General features: G+C 58.9%; 18 protein-coding genes. 10 read left to right on the top strand and 8 right to left on the bottom strand.

Translation table 11 applies throughout. The features are described 5' to 3' along the window. Positions 1-35: 35 nt before the first annotated feature. Complete coding sequence (locus tag IQ220_RS06310) at positions 36-1025, bottom strand: carbon-nitrogen hydrolase family protein (RefSeq protein ID WP_370566355.1); 990 nt, start codon at positions 1023-1025, stop codon at positions 36-38. A 368-nt stretch (positions 1026-1393) separates the two neighbouring features. On the opposite strand from IQ220_RS06310, the gene IQ220_RS06305 reads away from it, so the two are divergent. Next, positions 1394-1885 carry a globin domain-containing protein gene (locus IQ220_RS06305; RefSeq protein WP_193913791.1) on the top strand — a complete coding sequence of 164 codons (492 nt, stop codon included), beginning with the start codon at positions 1394-1396 and terminating at the stop codon, positions 1883-1885. 29 nt (positions 1886-1914) lie between these two features. Here IQ220_RS06305 and corA read toward each other — a convergent pair whose 3' ends face one another. The 5 genes from corA to IQ220_RS06280 form a co-directional block, all read right to left on the bottom strand. Beyond that, positions 1915-3066, bottom strand: a complete 1152-nt coding sequence (gene corA, locus IQ220_RS06300; protein ID WP_193913789.1) for a magnesium/cobalt transporter CorA — start codon at positions 3064-3066, stop codon at positions 1915-1917. Continuing rightward, entirely contained in the window at positions 3063-3212 is a 150-nt protein-coding gene (locus IQ220_RS06295) for a hypothetical protein (protein WP_193913787.1), read from the bottom strand. Before IQ220_RS06295 ends, corA begins: the two co-directional genes overlap by 4 nt. 109 nt (positions 3213-3321) lie before the next feature. After that, positions 3322-3996 carry a Coq4 family protein gene (locus tag IQ220_RS06290; protein WP_370566354.1) on the bottom strand — a complete coding sequence of 225 codons (675 nt, stop codon included), beginning with the start codon at positions 3994-3996 and terminating at the stop codon, positions 3322-3324. 20 nt (positions 3997-4016) lie between these two features. Continuing rightward, positions 4017-4622 (bottom strand): nitroreductase family protein, encoded by a 606-nt coding sequence (locus IQ220_RS06285; RefSeq protein WP_193913785.1) that lies wholly within the window; start codon positions 4620-4622, stop codon positions 4017-4019. A 56-nt stretch (positions 4623-4678) separates the two neighbouring features. Continuing rightward, a complete protein-coding gene (locus IQ220_RS06280; RefSeq protein WP_186696894.1) occupies positions 4679-4834 on the bottom strand; it encodes a hypothetical protein in 156 nt (51 codons plus the stop codon). 49 nt (positions 4835-4883) lie between these two features. Between IQ220_RS06280 and IQ220_RS06275 the strand changes: the two genes are divergently transcribed. Next, positions 4884-5681, top strand: coding sequence for a carboxylesterase (locus IQ220_RS06275; RefSeq protein WP_193913783.1), 798 nt, complete (start codon positions 4884-4886; stop codon positions 5679-5681). Here IQ220_RS06275 and katG read toward each other — a convergent pair. Next, positions 5659-7878: a catalase/peroxidase HPI gene (gene katG, locus IQ220_RS06270; protein ID WP_193913781.1), complete on the bottom strand. Its 2220-nt coding sequence runs from the start codon at positions 7876-7878 to the stop codon at positions 5659-5661. The genes IQ220_RS06275 and katG overlap by 23 nt on opposite strands. A gap of 568 nt (positions 7879-8446) precedes the next feature. On the opposite strand from katG, the gene IQ220_RS06265 reads away from it, so the two are divergent. The 3 genes from IQ220_RS06265 to IQ220_RS06255 all read left to right on the top strand — a co-directional run bounded on the left by IQ220_RS06265 (position 8447) and on the right by IQ220_RS06255 (position 11343). Then, positions 8447-8914, top strand: coding sequence for a hypothetical protein (locus IQ220_RS06265; RefSeq protein WP_193913779.1), 468 nt, complete (start codon positions 8447-8449; stop codon positions 8912-8914). Positions 8915-9052: 138 nt separating this feature from the next. Next, a complete protein-coding gene (locus IQ220_RS06260) occupies positions 9053-9640 on the top strand; it encodes a hypothetical protein (RefSeq protein ID WP_193913777.1) in 588 nt (195 codons plus the stop codon). Between the two features lie 233 nt (positions 9641-9873). Beyond that, on the top strand, positions 9874-11343 hold the full coding sequence (locus IQ220_RS06255; RefSeq protein WP_193913775.1) for an N-6 DNA methylase: 1470 nt from the start codon (positions 9874-9876) through the stop codon (positions 11341-11343). A gap of 22 nt (positions 11344-11365) precedes the next feature. Here the strand turns inward: IQ220_RS06255 and IQ220_RS06250 are convergent, their stop codons facing one another. Further along, entirely contained in the window at positions 11366-11968 is a 603-nt protein-coding gene (locus IQ220_RS06250) for a hypothetical protein (RefSeq protein WP_193913773.1), read from the bottom strand. A 462-nt stretch (positions 11969-12430) separates the two neighbouring features. On the opposite strand from IQ220_RS06250, the gene IQ220_RS06245 reads away from it, so the two are divergent. From IQ220_RS06245 to IQ220_RS06225, 5 genes are all read left to right on the top strand, one after another. Beyond that, the gene (locus IQ220_RS06245) at positions 12431-12712 is read left to right on the top strand and encodes a hypothetical protein (protein ID WP_193913771.1); all 282 of its coding nucleotides are present in this window, start codon (positions 12431-12433) and stop codon (positions 12710-12712) included. 257 nt (positions 12713-12969) lie between these two features. Then, positions 12970-15480 carry a hypothetical protein gene (locus IQ220_RS06240; protein WP_228008949.1) on the top strand — a complete coding sequence of 837 codons (2511 nt, stop codon included), beginning with the start codon at positions 12970-12972 and terminating at the stop codon, positions 15478-15480. 230 nt (positions 15481-15710) lie between these two features. Continuing rightward, positions 15711-16259, top strand: a complete 549-nt coding sequence (locus IQ220_RS06235) for a GNAT family N-acetyltransferase (RefSeq protein ID WP_370566353.1) — start codon at positions 15711-15713, stop codon at positions 16257-16259. Between the two features lie 87 nt (positions 16260-16346). Beyond that, positions 16347-16967, top strand: coding sequence for a LysE family translocator (locus tag IQ220_RS06230; protein ID WP_193913769.1), 621 nt, complete (start codon positions 16347-16349; stop codon positions 16965-16967). A 147-nt stretch (positions 16968-17114) separates the two neighbouring features. Beyond that, positions 17115-17624, top strand: coding sequence for a bifunctional 2-polyprenyl-6-hydroxyphenol methylase/3-demethylubiquinol 3-O-methyltransferase UbiG (locus tag IQ220_RS06225; RefSeq protein ID WP_193913767.1), 510 nt, complete (start codon positions 17115-17117; stop codon positions 17622-17624). Positions 17625-17629 lie beyond the last annotated feature (5 nt).

Genomic DNA, 17629 nt, shown 5'->3' with positions numbered 1-17629 from the left:
GCCCTCACCGTATGCACGCGGCGCGAGATCGTCCGTCAGCCGGCGGGGGCCTGCAGCGGGCCGTAGAGGTCCGGGCGGCGGTCGGCCCGGTAGGTGGTGCCCTCCGGGTGCGGCGCGCGGAACTCAGCGGGGATCAGGTCGGCGAGCAGCAGGGTGGGGCGGTTCTGGGCGGCCAGCAGCAGGGCGCCATCGGGGCCGCAGATGACGCTGTTGCCCAGGTAATGGGCCCACGGCTCCCCCTCCACCAGCTCATGGCCGCAGCGGTTGGCGTAGGCCACAAAGCAGCCGTTCTCGAAGGCATGGGCCGGCAGCAGGTTGCGCGACACATCGGGGTAGGGGTGTTCGGTGCGGCGGCCGTCGCTGAGGCGCACCCAGATGTCGGCGGCGGTGGGGATCAGCACCAGGCTGGCGCCGGCCAGGGCCAGCAGGCGCGTGAGCTCCGGGAACTCGGCCTCGTAGCAGTTGAGCAGGCCCACGCCGACACCGTTGACGGCGTGCACGGTGAAGGGCTCGCCCTCCTCGGCCAGCCTGTAGCCCTCGCTCCAGAACAGCCGTTCATCCGGACCCCAGAGGTGGGTCTTGCGGTAGTTCTTGAGCAGGCTGCCGTCGGCGGCCACCAGGGCGATGGCGTCGTAGAAGCGCACCTGGCCGCCCACCAGGGCCCGCTCGGCGTAGGGGCAGGCCATGGCCAGGCCGTGGCGGCGGGCGCAGGCCGCCACCCGCTCCAGGCTGGGACCATCCACCGGCTCCGCCAGCCGGCGCACCCGCTCCGGATCGCTGGCATAGCCGCTGAGAAACAGCTCGGGGAAGGCCAGCAACTGGGTGCCCCAGGTGGCGGCCTCGGCGGCCACCTGCTCCAGGCGCAGCAGGTTTGCCTCCACCGCTTCTGGGGTTCCCGCCGTCCCCTCCCCCTGCCAGAGAGCGAGCCGCAGCCCCTGCCCGGGGGCGGGCGGCGTGGGCAGCAGCCGGCTCAGCAGCAGCGGCGGCAGCGCGCTGAAGGGGGATTCCTGGGGATGGGGGAGCACAGCGGCGGCTGCGGGAGGTCACGGCCCAGGAGTCTGGGGGCCCGTGCAGCGCGATCGCTTCGACCACTGCACTGGGGCGATCTCGATCCTGCAGGAGCAAAAGACGCCCACGCCATCGCCGTCAACCAACAGCATCGTCAGGAGGTTCGGCTGATCCAGCGGATCCAGCAGGGCCTGCACCTGATGGGCCTCTGCGCAGAGAGCGGGGCGGGATCGTCAGCGCAGTGTGGTGTCCCAGGCAGCCTGCGACTGAGCGGGAGGGCCTCGATTGGTCACCGGCGTCTTGGTCTGCGCACAGCGCTTTGATCACTCTTCAGTCCCTAGCCAGAAGCTTCGGCGTAGGGTGAGCTATTACCAACGCATTGAACATGACGATAGGGATCTCTCAGAAGACGATCGACATTGTCAAGGCCACTGCTCCGGTGGTGAAGGAGCACGGCGAGAAGATCACCTCTCGCATGTATGAAATCGCCTTTTCAGAGCGGCCTGACTACAAGCTGGGATTTGAGAGCACCTGGATGATTGATGCCCATGGCAACGGGCAGGCCAAGAAACTGGCTTCATCTGTCTATGCTTATGCAACCCATATCGATCGACTTGATGAACTTGCCAAAGCGGTTGACGCCATCGCCCACAGGCATGTTGCCTGCCGGATCTTGCCCGAACAGTACCCCCTGATTGGAGAAAAACTGCTCCAGGCCATGAAAGAGGTTCTGGGTGATGCCGCCACTGATGAAGTGATGGCCGCATGGACCGAAGCCTATGGGGCTTTGGCAGCCATCCTCATTGATGCAGAGGCAAGTCTGTACAAGCAGAACGACATTGACCTGGTCGAAAAGCTCGGCACAAGCCAGATCTAGGTGCGCAGAAGCCAGATGGGAGTGGGTCTCTACCGACCCAAGCGCCCGCCGCGGTCCGATCCCCCACGCTGGGACGGCCAACCGCGCTGGGCTGTCCAGTCGTCGAACCAGCCGCGCCGCCATAACCAGTAGCTCTGCAGCATGGCAATCAGGGCCATGAAGGCCAGGGCCAGGGGATAGCCGAAGCTCCACTTGAGTTCGGGCATCCGCACGAAGTTCATGCCGTAGATGCCCGCCACGAAAGTGAGCGGGGCAAAGATGGTCGACACGATGGTGAGTGTCTTCATCACCTGGTTCATGCGACTTCCCATGCTGGCCATGTAGGCATCGGTCACGGCATCGCACTGGTGCCGCAATAACTCCACATGTTCAAAGATCAGCGCCACCTGCTGATCCATATCCCGGAAACCTCTCAGCGCCTCGCCGCCGAGCAGGCGATGGTTCTGGCGCAGCAGGATCATGATCTGGGGCCTCAGGGGCCACACCTGGCTGCGGATCTGCCTCAGGGTGGCGCGCACCTGGTAGGTGCGGTTCAGCAGGCTCGGCCTGGGGTTGCGCAGGGCTGCCTCCTCCATGCCATCCAGCAGATCGGCCAGTTCCTCCAGCATCGGGAAGAGCTCATCGAGCAGCTCATCGATCAGGAAGTGCAGCAGATCATCGAGATCCTCCTGGCCGGGCGGCGGCCTCAGACCCAGCAGCCAACGGCTGAGGCGGGGAAAGGCCTCCGGCTTGGGGGCTTCCTCGAGGCTCAGCAGCAGGTTGGGCAGCAGCAGCAGACCCACCTGCTCGGAGATCAGCCGCGCCGGCGTTCGCGAAAAGCTGAGGCGGTGCATCACCACCAGCACCACGTCCTCCACGGCATCGAGGCGGGTGCGCTGGGGCGTGTCGATCAAGGGGGCGTGCAGCAGTTCAGGAACGCCCACCCGTGCCAGCACCTCGCTCACGAGCGCCGCATCGGCCTGGCCCTGCAGGCGCAACCAGCAGGGCATGCCCGTGGCCAGCAGGGCATCGAGATCGTCGAGGTTGTTGAGGCGCTGCTCCACGGCCCCATCGGGTGTGAACAGCAGGGCCGAGAGGCTGGTGGGCGGCTGGCCGCCGTGCACGAACAGGGGCCCGGGAAGCTCGCCCGGCCGCTCCTGCAGCCGGCGGGACACGAGCGACCCCGGGGCGAGTCGAATCATTCAGCGCTTCTCGCCAGGGGCGGAGCGCAGGGGGGCAGCGCCGGGCTGAGCCGGCCCTCCAGGGCCATCCCCGTGCCGAGGAAGGCGGCCTGCAACAACAGACAGCAGCCGATCTGGCGGCGCTGAGCCCAGAGCAGCACGGCCATGGTGGGGGTACGGCGGGGCCACCCAGTTCATCGCCCCGGCGGCTGGGGGGCTGTCGCCGGGGCGACGCTTGGAGGGATCGCGGCATACACGGGCGCTGGCCTGACCATCTCAGGCACCGGCCGCCGGCAGTCCGAGCTCCTGGCGCCAGGCCAGCAGGGGCCGCTCCCAGCCCTCCTCCAGTTTGGCGGCCACCACCAGGCTGGCGGCCAGGCCCATCGAAAAACCGTGGCTGAGGGCCCGCAGCAGGGGCTCAAGCGGCTCATCCTCCTGGAGCACATTGAGCAGACCGCCGAAGATCAGCATCACTGCCAGGGGGGAGCGCACCTGGGCCAGGTTGAAGGCCTGCAGGCCCAGTTCCCCGGGCCCGTCCACGCCGAACCCGGTGAGCACGTGCACGATGTCGTGGGTCTCGCGCAGCCGGTGGGTGAGGTACTGCTGCGGCGAGGTGATCGGCGTGGGATCGATCAGGCTCTCCGCCGTCAGACCCTGGCCGCGCAGGTGCTGGGCGTAGGCATGGCCCAGGCTGCCTGCGGGCAGTGCCAGCAGCTGATCGAGATCCACCGGGGATGGCCGCCAGCCGGCTTCCACCAGGGCGGCCATCCCCGGGTGCTCCAGCAGATGGCGCTGCATCTGGGTGGCGAGGGGACTGCCCTGCAGATGGCGGGCAATGGCGAACACGTTGTCGAGCTCGCCTGGATGGTTGAGGAACTGACCGAGGCTGGCCACCAACCGCAACGACTCCAGCCGTTGCTTCAGCTGCTGCATCATCGCGGCCGTGCCCATCGAATCAAGCCCAGCATGGATCAGAAGTGGTTCTCCACCACCAGCTCTTCCAGAGGCACCTGACCGGGCTTGGGCCAGGGCTCCTTGGTGCCCTTGCCGATGGCCACCAGCGGACCCATCACATGGTCGGAAGGCAGCTGGATCAGCTGGGCCAGCTGTTCGATCTCAAAGCCGATCATCGGGCAGCTCTGATAGCCCATGCCGGTGGCGGCCAGCATCATGGTCTGCATCGCCATGCCGATCGAGCGCTGGGCCTCATCGCGCTGCAGCCACTCGCGGCCTGCGTGGAAGGGGCCCATCCAGCCCACCAGCAGCTCAGCCACCTCCTGGGGCGCATTGACCCAGTAGCGCTCGGGGTTCTTGGCAAAGGCCCTGGTGTCGGCCGTGAACAGCACCAGCAGGGAGGCGTCAGTGATCTGGGCCTGGTCGTTGCCCAGCTCGGTGCGGATGCGGGCGCGCAGCTCGGGATCCCGCAGGATCACAAAGCGCCAGTGCTGAATGTTGAAGCTGGTGGGGGCCTGGATGGTGGCCTCCAGCAGGCGGCGCTCCTCCGCAGGCGTCAGCCGGTGGCTGGGATCGAACTGCTTGACGGAGCGCCGGCTGACGATGGCCTCAAACACATCCATGGGGCTCTGGCTCCCTGACAAGCGATTGGTGGGGGCAACTTAGGGAGTGGTGGGGCTCAGGGCAGCGTGAAGCCGGAGGTGTTGAGGTGCTTGAGGTCGAGCATCACAACGGTGGACCACACCACCACGGCCAGGCCCGCCAGCACGCCAAGCACCACCAGGGCACTGATCAGACGCGATCTGAGGGAGGGGTCGGAGTTCGTCTCGGCCATGGGGGACACCAGCAGAACGCCAGTGTGGCACTGCCCTAGGCCTGGAACGATGAGCCCGATCACGGCAGGACAATCCCCCCTCGGCGTGCTGCTGCTGCATGGCTTCAGCGGCGGACCCAGCACCTTCACCAGCCTGGAGCCGGCCCTGCGGCCGCTCGGGCTGCCCCTGGCCGTCCCACGCCTGCGGGGTCACGGGGAGGCGTCGCCCCAGGGCCTGGCCGGCATCATCTGGGCCGACTGGCTCGCGGATGCCACCAGCGCCCTGGCGACCCTGCGGGCCGCGCTTGGGGCTGGGGCTGGCGCCGAAAACGGCAGCGTGATCGTGGTGGGCCACAGCATGGGGGCCCTGCTGGCGCTGCTGCTGGCGGCCGAGCAGCCCGGGGCGATCGACAGCCTGGTGCTGGTGGCCACACCACTGCAGCTGGGTTCTCCCCTGGCTCCGGGGCGGCCGCTGGGGGGGCTGGTGCCGCTGCTGGGCCGGCTGCTGCGCCGCTGGCCCCTGCCGAAGGATTACGTCGATGCGGCCCTGGCCGCCAGTGACCCCAGCTATCCCTGGGTGCCGATGGATGCCCTGCTCTCCTTCCTGGAGCTGATTGGGGTGGCCCGGCGGCGACTCCCCGAGGTGAAGCAGCCGGCCCTGATCCTGCACAGCACGGCCGACCGGGTGGTGGCGCCCGCGGCGGCGAACCTGCTGGCCGCCGAGATCGGCAGCCCCAGCAGCCGGGTGCGCACGGCCTGGTTCGAGCGCAGCGGCCATGAGCTGTTCCGCGACGTGGAGCAGGACGCCGTGATCGACGCGGTGGTGGCGTTTGTGAGCGAGCGGATCAGGCTGGCGAGCGGAGGTTGAAACAACCGAGCTCCATCACCTTGGTCCAGGCCGCCACGAAGTCGGCCGCGAAGCGGGCAGCGCCATCGGCCTGGGCGTAGACCTCGGCGATGGCCCGCAGCTGGGCATTGGAGCCGAACACCAGGTCCACCCGGGTGGCGGTCCAGCGCAGCGCACCGGTGGCGCGGTCGCGGCCTTCGAAGTGGTCGGGGAGGCTGCTGCCTGCGGCCTCGGGGCTGGGGGTCCAGACCGTGGCCGTATCGAGCAGGTTCACGAAGAAGTCGTTGCTGAGGGTGCCGACCCGGTGGGTGAAGACGCCATGGCTGGATCCGCCCGCATTGGCGCCCAGCACCCGCAGGCCCCCCACCAGCACCGTGAGCTCGGGGGCGCTGAGGCTGAGCAGCTGGGCCCGGTCGATCAACAGTTCCTCGGCCCGCACCGCAAAGGCCCGCTTCTGGACGTTGCGGAAGCCATCGGCCTGGGGCTCCAGCACCGCGAAGGAGGCGGCATCGGTCTGCTCCTGGGAGGCGTCGGTGCGGCCGGGGCGGAACGGCACCTGCAACAGCTGACCGGCTGCGCTGGCCGCCGCCTCCACGGCAGCCGATCCGGCCAACACGATCAGATCGGCCATGGACACGCGGGTGCCATCGCTCTGGGCGGCATTGAAACCCTGCTGGATGCCCTCGAGCACCAGGAGCACCCGCGCCAGCTGCTCGGGCTGATTCACCTCCCAGCTGTTCTGGGGATCCAGGCGCAGGCGAGCGCCGTTGCTGCCGCCGCGCTTGTCGGAGCCGCGGAAGGTGGAGGCGGAGGCCCAGGCGGTGGACACCAGCTCGGGCAGCGTGAGCCGCGAGGCCAGCACCAGGCCCTTGAGTTCGGCGATCGCGGCGGCACCGATGAGGGGATGGTCCACGGCGGGCACCGGGTCCTGCCAGATCAGGTCTTCGGCGGGAACATCGGGGCCGAGGTAGAGAGCCTTGGGCCCCATGTCGCGGTGGGTGAGCTTGAACCAGGCGCGGGCAAAGGTGTCGGCAAAGGCCTGCTGGTCGGCGTGGAAGCGCCGGGAGATCGGCTCGTAGATCGGATCGAAGCGCAGCGACAGATCGGCGGTGGTCATCATGGGCCGGTGGCGCTTGCCGGGGTCGTGGGCGTCGGGAATCAGGTGCTCCTCGCGCACATCCCTGGCGCGCCACTGCCAGGCACCGGCCGGACTCTTCTCCAGCTCCCACTCGTAGCCGAACAGCATCTCGAAGTAGCCCCGGTCCCAGGTGGTGGGGTTGGGCTTCCAGGCGCCCTCGATGCCGCTGGTGGTGGCATCGACGCCCTTGCCCGTGCCGAAGCGGTTGTGCCAGCCCAGCCCTTGCTCCTGCAAGGTGGCGCCCTCCGGAGCCGGGCCCACCAGCTCCGGATCGCCGGCGCCGTGGGCCTTGCCGAAGGTGTGGCCGCCCGCCACCAGGGCCACGGTTTCCTCGTCGTCCATGGCCATGCGGGCGAAGGTCTCGCGCACATCGCGGCCGGAGGCCACCGGGTCGGGCTCGCCGTTGGGGCCTTCCGGGTTCACGTAGATCAGCCCCATCTGCACCGCAGCCAGGGGGTTTTCGAGGTCGCGGTCGCCGCTGTGGCGCTCATCCCCCATCCAGCTGGTCTCGCGGCCCCAGTAGATGTCTTCCTCCGGCTGCCACACATCCACACGGCCGCCACCGAAGCCGAAGGTGGGGAAGCCCATCGATTCGAGGGCACAGTTGCCGGCCAGGATGATCAGATCGGCCCAGGAGAGGCTGGTTCCGTACTTCTGCTTGATGGGCCAGAGCAGCCGCCGGGCCTTGTCGAGGTTGCCGTTGTCGGGCCAGCTGTTGATCGGCGCAAAGCGCTGGTTGCCGGTGCCGCCGCCGCCACGGCCATCGCCGGTGCGGTAGGTGCCGGCGCTATGCCAGGCCATGCGAATGAACAGGCCGCCGTAGTGGCCCCAGTCCGCCGGCCACCAGTCCTGGGAGTCGGTCATCAGGGCATGGAGATCCCGCTTCACGGCGGCGAGGTCCAGCTCGCTGAAGGCCTGGGCGTAGTTGAACTCCGCCCCGAGCGGGTTCGAGGCGGGCGCGTGCTGGTGAAGGATGGCCAGATTGAGCTGGTGGGGCCACCAGTGGCGGTTGGCCTGGTCGCCCGCCGTGGTGGGGGCCCCGGAGCGGCCCGCGAAGGGGCACTGGCTGATGGCCGTCATCGACGAACTCCGGGGGAATGGGGTGGGCTGGGGCCTATGGGGAAGGTAGGTAGCGGGGGGCGGGAGGGCTGTGGGGCTTTACAAGGCTTACGGGCTTCTGGGTTGGGGCCACGGAAGCGGGGATTAACCGGAAGGGTGGGATTTTACTGACCGATGCGGTAAACCTCAGGAAAACAGCGCCGATGGATAAGGTATTGACTGGATCGTGTTTGATCCGGTTTCTTCAGAGAGCAGATTCTCTGTAGCAGTTTGAACAGCGCGTTACCGGGTCCGCATCAACTTCTCAGCCCTGCGCGCCGCAGCCAAGAAAACCTGCCGTGGCAAGGCCTGGGGTTCGCTGCCGCAAGGTGAGGCAGTGCTTATCCTGGCAAGGGCAGAGTTTGGGAGGTGGTTAACGGACCCGCCCAATCAGCGTTGCTTCGACCGTGTTTTTACGGTTGTTCTCGGTGCCTAGGATATCTGCACGGCTAAACAACAGCAAGCTCGAGCCGACACCGCCTGCTAGCCGAACGACGTTCGTCAAGAACGGCGGTGCGGCTCAGCTAATCGTTATGTGTAATTAACCATCGTGACGGCAATGTGGCTTAAGCAACTCGACGTTAGTGACCTCATAGCAGAAGCGCCGCCGCTGGCGATGGCTGAGTTATCGGGAAGCTTTGACATTGAAACTGCAGCTAGCTACTTATGGAAAGACGGACCATTTCCACCTCAAGGCGCTCCAAAGCCAAAAGGCAAGGAAATGCTGCATTACATCTCAGACGACCGCCCTCCTAAACACTTCTGGGAGCACATAAAACACGAAGTCTTCTTATTAGTATGTACAAAAGACAGAAAGTACGCTCGGCTACGAAAATCCTTAGATGCGGCAGCAGAAAATGGCAAAGTCCCAATGACTGGACTCATCGCGGCAACGATAGGAGATAAGCTGGGCGTAGAGGCAGCAGTAATTAGTGGCTTATGTGCTGTTGCTCTATATGCCGTACTTAAGGTTGACAAAGAAGCATACTGCAGCAAAGAATGTGAACACTACACATAACAAAGGTTCAAACTGACTTGCTACAGCGCGCTTCTCTCCAGCGGCTTCGCATTATCGCTGTCGAGAAGCGCACTTTAACACGCATGTTATCCGAGCGTTATATTGAGTCCATTGCCAGCACGTACACCCTGTCTTAGATTGGAGCCACACTCTCGAAATCGCATCCCAAGGCATGGAGAATCCACAATTCCCAACGATCAGCAGAAAGAGCTAGCAATCTATATTGCGAACCTGGCCACACCGCAAGAGAAGGAGGCTCTTGCGGTGTGGATTAACAAGCTGCTGGAGATTAAGAAATCAGATCTTTCTCTAATAGAGCAAGCAAAGAATGCAGTTTCGCTTACGGCTCAAAGCAGCGTAGTTCTTCCAACTCTTAAGCTTATCGCCCGAGAAGGTAAGCGTTTGGCCTGGGATGATCGAGGACTTCAAGGAAAGATGGGATTGGGTGGCGCCGCGATTGGCCTGGCCCTCTTTGGTACCCAGGGTGCCGGCATAGCTGCACTAGGAACCGCAATGGGGGTGCCGCTCTGGGTCGTATTCGGAGCAGGAGCAGCATTTTTGGGAGTTCTCTACGAAGAGATCACAAGAATGAGGCCTGAAACCCAAGAGGGCGATACAGTAGCCCAAGGGAAAGTTTCCAACCTTTCCTCGCCAACATCGGAATCAACTCCCAAGCTGATACCATCAGAGCAAGAAGTGATAGACGTTGAGATTCTCGACGCGTAGCGGCAATAGGCACTTTGAATCCACATAACCAGCCCCTCGAGTGGACAGGCCACCACCAGATCCCTTTTGTGCAACCCCGAGCACTATGCCTGCCACTCAGGGGCAGCGTTAGGCGAACCCGAAGTCGAACCGGCATCGCACATGAATGTCGGTTCAGCCTCACCGTCATTGCCTCAGCAAACCTTGCCATTGCGCACCCCATGCAGTACCTTTGTATTATCTGAGGCTCTCCGATGGGGCGGCACCGCAAAGTTGTAATAGCCAGCGATGGCATTGATCGCAGGGAAAAAGGCTATTATTCAACGCCAGAGTTTGTGGCCCATTTTCTATCAAGCAAATGCCTTGAGATAGCCCCTAATGCAAGGCGTGTCCTTGATCCTTGCGCAGGCAAAGAAGAACTTCTGCCGCTGTTCATAAAAAAAGGCATTAGCACTGATACGTTCGACATAATTGACCACGGTATCCACGGCGCCACAAGATTTGAACAAGCCGACTTCTTAAAGTTCTATGCATCAACGTTTGCCGAGATGCCGCTATTTGCTAGCGCTAGGCATTCCGATCATGACATTATTATCGCCAATCCTCCGTACAACTGTCACGAAGTAGACTATATTCGGAGAAATAAGCTTTGGCTTGGATCCGTTTTTGCAGAAGTCGGTGTCCATAATATGTACTCTATGTTTATGTATGCACTAATACGAATGGCAAAGCCGGGTTGCGTCATTGGGCTAATTGTTTCCGATTCATTCTTAAGTCATACGGCACATGCGCCTCTGAGGGAGTATCTCATCAAGAACTGCTCAGTTGAACTTATTGCTCTTTGCCCAACAGACTTATTCAAGTCGCAGAAAGCGGATGTCCGAACATGTATAGTCGTTCTACGCAAGGAGGGAACTCAGGGAGCAGTGGAAGTCCTGAACAGACCCAAGTCTGAGGCCGACTTTCGTAACGCCATAGCTAGACAGTCATTTGAGAGATTGTCTCTATCAGAGATTCTACTGCAATCCAAGGATGATGCAAACGAGTTTATTATTGGCTGCCCATCCGATATACGACTGTTGTTCTCCTGTGATCGAATAGGAACCAAATTCAAATGCGTAACAGGAATATCAACTGGAAATGATAAGAGATTCCTGTCAAAAGTTCCCACTTCAGATCACTCAGTTCCCTTTTACAAGAATCCTGCAGGGCGTCGATTCTTTTGCCCTCCTGACGCGTTTCTTCCGAACAACTTCCTTGAAATCGAGAAGAAAGAAAGAACATTTATGGTCAGGAATAAGTCCCTTCTCATGCAGAGTGGCGTTAGCTGCTCTTCAATGGGTGTTGCATTTGGGGCTTGTCGCTTGCCTGAAAATGCAACTTTTGGAGTCAATGCAAATATTATTTGCGATGATAATGACGCCTGGTGGCTGCTTGGCTATCTAAATAGTTACTTGGTTGGGTATCTTGTCCGTGGCGTTATGCTAAGAACGAATATGATTACATCTGGCTATGTATCACGAATACCGCTTATAAGCATAAGCCCTAGCGCTAAAGAAGAAATTGGGGAAATTGCAAAAATAGCGTATAAGAGCAAGATGTCTCATGGCCACGAGGAAGCTATCGAAGACATAAACTCTATAATTTACGACGAGGAGGAAATTTCTCTTGACTCTCAGCTTATGCTGGAAGTCTTTTCGAGGGAAATGCTTAAACGTGTCTAACTCAGTTTATTTCCTCAAATGGTTACGATTTCTTTTTCTTGTTTAGCGCTGCTTCAATTTCAAGTGCAAGTAGTTCCATGAACTCCTTGTTTGATCTGGGTATGGCCGTGCTTATATCCTTATATTTTGAGGACTGAAGATTGCCATTGTTGCTGGGGTTGACGTATATGTCAGGCAGCCATGCCAACGGGAAGACGGATGCGCTTGTTAGCTCTATGCTCATATCTCGGTTGAACTTAATAAACATAGTTGCCACGAACATCTCGGCTTCCGGATAGTTCATATAAAATTCCTGTAGCTTTAAGGCTTTCGAGATATCATCTTTATTCGTTCTTCCGCCAACTACTGCTGACTTGATATTTATAAAAGCAGGCTTTGAGTCGCCTTCTACGAGGCATTGAAAATCATAGACACCAACCTCCGAAGTTGCAGGCTTGATCTCTGCGAATCCAAGATCTTTATGGTGAAGTTCAATGTTCTGAGTGATTAGCTCTTCCAAGATTCGCCAAACGGTTCTACCCTTCGCAGCATTTCTCCATCCATATGGAAACTGATCAGTTCTTCCAATCTGAACAGGCCCAATCATTTCACATAGACGTAAAAGCGATTTCTCAATTGCCTGCATTCTGGTTTCTGTGTTATGCATTGAAATTGTGAATGAATAAAGTGAGTGAGGATTAGGCCGCAGACTCGGTGGCCCGAAACAGACTTGAAGAAAGCTTTCTCATTTGTCGTTGCTTAATCCACTCGATCAGGCAACTATCCAACCACTTGAACACTAGCCAGAAAGGGCTCAGAAGGAATAGTTCTCCCGTACTACAGGTGTGTGGTCGATGTGGCCGTCTGCTGTCTTGATCGTGCAAAGATGCTATGGGTTGCTTGATTCTGCATAAGTCGCCTAACATCAAGATGCAGCGGGCGGGCTTCAAATAAGTCTTGAATGAAGGCGCTTGATCTCCCCGCCGCTGATCTTGAGCGTTATGCTGCGCCCAAGCCACCAATGCGCGCCGTATTAGTGTTAGGCGCACGCACATTCCCCCGGTTGTTTCAGTGAAGATGAATGAGTTTGGAAGTGAGGCCGAGGGACGTGAACCTTAACGACTACGAGAAGAAATATTTTTCGACCTTTGAAGCCTTCGCTGAAACGGTCCGCTTCATCTTGGAGAAGGCGTGGCTAGCTGCCGATAATCTGCCTCGGCCTCAGTCAGTTCAGTGCCGCGCTAAAGGGATCGAAAGCTTGCGGCGCCGCCTAGCCGAGGAGGGCAAGCTGGACACCCAGACGCTGGAATTTGACCGGCGCGATCTCGCTGCGCCCGGCTCATCTTCTACACCAATAATGACGTTGACCGCTTCCTCGCATCGCCACTGATCCGCGAAAATTTCGAGATTGAGGAGGACTCGACCAGGATCCACCATCCCACCCCGGAAAACAAAGAGACACGATACCGAGCAGTTCACTACACGGTCCGGCTTCGTGAAGATCGCATACGCCTTCCAGAGTATGCGATCTTCGCTGGCCTGCGCTGCGAAATTCAGGTCCAGACCATTCTGAACCACGCTTGGTCCGAGACCTCCCACGACATTCTCTACAAAGACAAGCTGGGTGATGGCTACGGCGGGAAAGCCATGAAAAGTATCGCCCGCCGGTTTGAGCGGATCATGGACAAGTACCTGATCCCGGCTGGCTTTGAGATTCAGAAGGCCCAGCAGGAGTATGAACGGATCCTCCAGGGCAAAGAGCTCTTCGACAAGGATATCTCCAACCTGCTGGACAATGCGCAGAACAATAACGAGCGCTACGACATTCTGTCAGGACTGAAAGATTACGCTATCCCGAATTACGACGACCTGCCGGCGGCCTACGAGGGATTGAAAGTTCCTCTGCTGAGGGCAGTCAAAGCCGCGCGCGGCACGGAGCCCGTTCCAATAGAAACGACCTACGGAAATATGGAGGGCTTCAAGGCCGATGCTGTGACGAAGCTTGTCGTGGAGATCGCCAAAAGTCTAAGCTACGCCGATGTAATCGGAACGCTGCAACTACTTATCGACATTTATCGGGACGAACCAAACGAAGATATTCGCCGGGAGATTGTAAACGCCGTCAAAACCTTGTCAAAGTATAACATCGACGCCTACAACCAGGTAGGGCCGATGCTCCAGATGGCATTGGTAGATCACCTTGCCGGAATGAGCGATGCCGAGGTGGACAGTATTCAGCCCATCGCCCTTACCGTCTGGACTGAAGCAATTCAATCAGACATCACCGGTGCAAAGTGGAAGGCGGACTCCGTAGTCTTGAGTACGGGGGCCGTGCCCGCATCCGATCAGCTCATGGAGGTTCGCGACAAGGCGATCAAAGCTCTTTTCGCAGCCTATGATCGATCGTACGACGATGAGCAGAAGCGCGCAGTTCTCTCAGCTCTGGACGCCGCAACAAGGACTCCCAATCAAGAGCAATATTCTAATGAGCTCCTGGCCATCACGCTCAAGGATGCGACACGCATTGTCGAGTTCGTGACCGAACGCGTTATAGATGCGAGCTACGAGCTACTGCAGCACCTGGAGCACCAATTCCTCTACGATTATTTCCGGGCGAAGGGTCTTACCGATGACCCGGAAAATCGGTTCGGTTGTCAGGCCGAAGCCAAAAGTCTCGTGGCCGCAATCTTGAGGTTCCGTGACACAATCAACGCCGATAATCGGTTTATCCGATACAAGGTTCTGGTCGGATTTGAATCCGTTTACCCCGGTCACTGGACCGAAGAGGAGTTCGACTACAAGGGGGCCGACGAATATCGGCGCAGGGAGGCTGATCGCTACATCGAGGAGATCAATGCGGCGAACGAGCACGATTGGTTCGACCTGATTGCGCGTTGCGCGGAAACCAAATCGAGCGATCTTGCCACGTTTCCGGTTTTTGGCAATTTCATCAGCAAGCTGGCTGAGTGTAAGCCCGAAGTGGCCGACCGGTTCTTGGCAAGAGCCTCGGCCGATCTGCACAACTTCCTTGCCGGCTTCCTCAATGGTCTGGCCCTAAGCGGCCGATGCGATATCTATGAACGGATCTTGGAGAGTGAGCTTGAGTCTGCCAGGAACCTCGCAGGCGTAGCGCGTCACCTTCGCTATTCAGATGTTAAGAAGCCTGATTTCGCCGCTCGCCTCCTGAAGCGCGCAATTGATAAAGGCGACGGAATAGCGGTCATCGAATGTCTATTGTTTGCTTTGGAGCATTACGGGACGGAGAAGATCGCAGACGCCGACACGTTCCTGAGTGATGCCCTGACCTTCCTGAATGACCGCAAAGACGCGCGCTGGGTCTCAGGAGCGTGGTTTCTGCAGAAGGCCAAAAAGTTCTATGAGGAATTGACTCCGGAGAGGACGGCGCAGGTCCTACAGAGTCTGGGCTATCTTCGCAAAGTGAACTATCAGGTCGAGCGCATTTTGGTTCGGCTGGCCGAGTGCCAGCCGGAGGCGGTCTGGGACTACTTCGGATCTCGGCTCGCCAGGGAGGCCGCGGAAAGCGAGAACGAAGAGCGCTTCGAGGCGGTACCGTTCCAGTTCCATGGCTTGGAAAAGGATCTCTCGAAAGACCCACAACTTGCAATCAGCAATGGGCTGTCCTGGTTCGCGCGTGACCAGAAGCTATTTCAGTTTCGAGGGGGGCGCCTGCTCAGCATAGCGTTTCCCAATTGCACTCCGGAGTTCGCTGCTGCGCTCGCCGAATTGGTAAAGTCCGGCGGCGATACGGAGGCTGATTTCGCACTGGCGATTCTCCAGAACTACTGCGGTGAGACTTCCACCCACAATGTCTTGAAGGAAATTGTGTCTCGGTTTCCAGAAGATGCCAACAAAATGAGCCGGGTCCGGATCAGTATCAACAGCACCGGTGTGGTCCGTGGTGAATTGGGCTTTGCGGAAGCATGGCAGTCCAAGAAGGAATCCTTGACGGAATGGCTCGCAGACGAACGTCCAGCGGTCAAAGCGTACTCCGAAAAGCATATCGCAGAACTCGACCTCATGATCGCGTCAGAACAGCGCCGTGCCGAGGCTAAAAGGGAAATGCGAAACAGAAGCTATGACGAGGAGGATTACGAGCCAGACTGTAATGATAGTGACGGAGGCGAACCGGCGGGCTGATCGGTGCCGCCGTCAGTATTCCGCCAGATACGTTTAATTCCCATACCTGCCGTGAACGACTCGAATTGCGCCGCCTCCGTTAGCCACAGACACGTCTGCTTTAGCTTGAACGGCGACAATCAGGCATCTCTCAACCAAAATGCCGCATAACATCAGCCTGCAGGCGACCGCCTACAGCCTGCGCTCCTCCGTCGCTCCGGCTTCCGACGGCGCCTGAGGCACAGCGTTAAATGGAGGTGGCACGGATGAAAATGCCAACTAGAATCAGAACCCAACGACTATCCCTTCGGAAGCATGAGCTCAAGGACCTCGAAGCCTTTCAAGCCTTCTTGAGCGACCCAGTGGCATCGCGCTACATGGCATTCACGCCCGAACAGAAGACGCAGGCAGGGGCACGTCAAATGCTGGAGTACGTGATTGGTTCGTATCAAACGGCCACTCCGATATGCTCATTGACGATTGCCGATCTGTCGACGGATCAATATCTGGGCTCATGTGGGGCGAACCCGGACGGGAAAGATATCGAAATATATTATACGGTCATGCCAGAGCATCAGGGCAAAGGCTATGCAACAGAAGCGGCTAGAGCACTGCTTAACTACCTCAGTGCGACCACGGAATCGAGGCTGATTGCCTATGTCATTTTAGAGAGTCTGCCCTCGGTTCGCGTAGCTGAACGACTTGGCTTAATCGATGCGGGACCAATTCGACGTAAAGCAGTAACCGGAGATCAAGAACACGAAACACTTTCGGGTCGGAAGTACGTACTACCAAAATGACTTCCGGCTATGAGATCTCTCCACACGACTGCATGCCGCGACTGGTGAGCCCTTGCCACTAGTCAATAAGAATAGACGCGAGACTCTATGACACTTGTCGAATCAATCACCCTGTTTGGAATCATGGTCTTGCTCGCCGCATTACCAAGTTCCAGTGTTGCTTTGGTGATTGCTCGTGCAGCCACTTTTGGCCCAGCCAATGGAATTGCAGTGGGCATTGGCATCGTCCTCGGCGATCTTCTCTTTGTGGCACTTGCCATAGCAGGAATGTCAGCAGCAGCAGAAATGTTTGGCGGCTTTTTCGTCGTAGTCAAAGTTATCGCTGGGCTCTATTTAATCTGGCTTGGAATAAGACTTTTGACTTCGAGCTCCGCTCCGCCGAGAGTGCCTCTTGAGTCGCACCAAGGGAAAAGTCTGGCCGCTAGTCTGATTGCTGGTTTCGCTTTAACTCTCGGAGACATCAAAGCAATTCTATTCTACGCGAGCCTCCTACCAGCATTTATCGACTTAGCCGTTATCAGCGTCCAGGAGATCCTAACAATAGTCGCAATTACCATATTAAGCGTTGGTGGTGTCAAAGTTGCTTATGCATTGCTAGGCGCAAGGCTTGCCAGTATCGCAGGTCGCAACAGGTTTACTGGCGTTTATCGCAAAACCATTGGTAGCATCATGATTGGCGCAGGAGGCTTCTTAATCATTAGAACCTAGCATCACTATTTCGGTTATACGAGCCGACTCCCCCTCTGCAACATGCCAAATTACCGTATCACTTATGGCTGGCGTTAATCACTGCATATCTTTGAATTCTCGATAGGCCTTGAGACGAGCAAATATTCCAATCAATCAGACGACCTAATGCAGAGCTGGATCGTGAATGCCGATCAATGGACAGACATCATCCGTGGTGGCGGTATCGAAAGCCGCCGACTCGTGACAGTTCAAGCTATCGTTGACGCGGTGCTCGCTCAACAACCAAAGCGAGTACTCGACCTGGGCTGTGGTGAAGGTTGGTTGGTTCGGAGGCTTTGTCAACAAGGAGTTGATGCTGTGGGATTGGACGGCTCACCGACCCTGATTGCAGCGGCTCAGTCTGCGGGAGGTGGCAAGTTTCAGGTTTGCACATACTTCGAATTAGCCAACAATCCTAGCCATGCTGGCAACGGCTTCGATGTGATCTCGGCCAACTTTTCCATTCTCTACCAGGAGGCTGCTGCGCTATTGAAAACCCTTAGGCGGTTACTCGTACCACGAGGCAGGATCGTGCTGCAGTCGCTACATCCCTGGTCAGTGGCCGATGCGTCTTGCGATGGCTGGCGCGAAGAGAGTTTTCACGATTTCGAGGGCTCCTGGCTGCCCATGCCTTAGCCCAC

The organism is Cyanobium sp. LEGE 06113, from assembly GCF_015207615.1.
Note: the sequence above shows the minus strand (reverse complement) of the source record. Positions and strands in the feature narration are given on the sequence as shown.

Coding starts and splice junctions, on each gene's coding strand:
- IQ220_RS06240 (WP_228008949.1), top strand. CDS start 12,970: ATGAAAAGTATCGCCCGCCGGTTTGAGCGGATCATGGACAAGTACCTG.
- IQ220_RS06275 (WP_193913783.1), top strand. CDS start 4,884: ATGAGCCCGATCACGGCAGGACAATCCCCCCTCGGCGTGCTGCTGCTG.
- corA (WP_193913789.1), bottom strand. CDS start 3,066: ATGATTCGACTCGCCCCGGGGTCGCTCGTGTCCCGCCGGCTGCAGGAG.
- IQ220_RS06250 (WP_193913773.1), bottom strand. CDS start 11,968: ATGCAGGCAATTGAGAAATCGCTTTTACGTCTATGTGAAATGATTGGG.
- IQ220_RS06255 (WP_193913775.1), top strand. CDS start 9,874: ATGGGGCGGCACCGCAAAGTTGTAATAGCCAGCGATGGCATTGATCGC.
- IQ220_RS06230 (WP_193913769.1), top strand. CDS start 16,347: ATGACACTTGTCGAATCAATCACCCTGTTTGGAATCATGGTCTTGCTC.
- IQ220_RS06285 (WP_193913785.1), bottom strand. CDS start 4,622: ATGGATGTGTTTGAGGCCATCGTCAGCCGGCGCTCCGTCAAGCAGTTC.
- IQ220_RS06305 (WP_193913791.1), top strand. CDS start 1,394: ATGACGATAGGGATCTCTCAGAAGACGATCGACATTGTCAAGGCCACT.
- katG (WP_193913781.1), bottom strand. CDS start 7,878: ATGACGGCCATCAGCCAGTGCCCCTTCGCGGGCCGCTCCGGGGCCCCC.
- IQ220_RS06235 (WP_370566353.1), top strand. CDS start 15,711: ATGGAGGTGGCACGGATGAAAATGCCAACTAGAATCAGAACCCAACGA.
- IQ220_RS06280 (WP_186696894.1), bottom strand. CDS start 4,834: ATGGCCGAGACGAACTCCGACCCCTCCCTCAGATCGCGTCTGATCAGT.
- IQ220_RS06290 (WP_370566354.1), bottom strand. CDS start 3,996: ATGGGCACGGCCGCGATGATGCAGCAGCTGAAGCAACGGCTGGAGTCG.
- IQ220_RS06295 (WP_193913787.1), bottom strand. CDS start 3,212: ATGGCCGTGCTGCTCTGGGCTCAGCGCCGCCAGATCGGCTGCTGTCTG.
- IQ220_RS06225 (WP_193913767.1), top strand. CDS start 17,115: ATGCAGAGCTGGATCGTGAATGCCGATCAATGGACAGACATCATCCGT.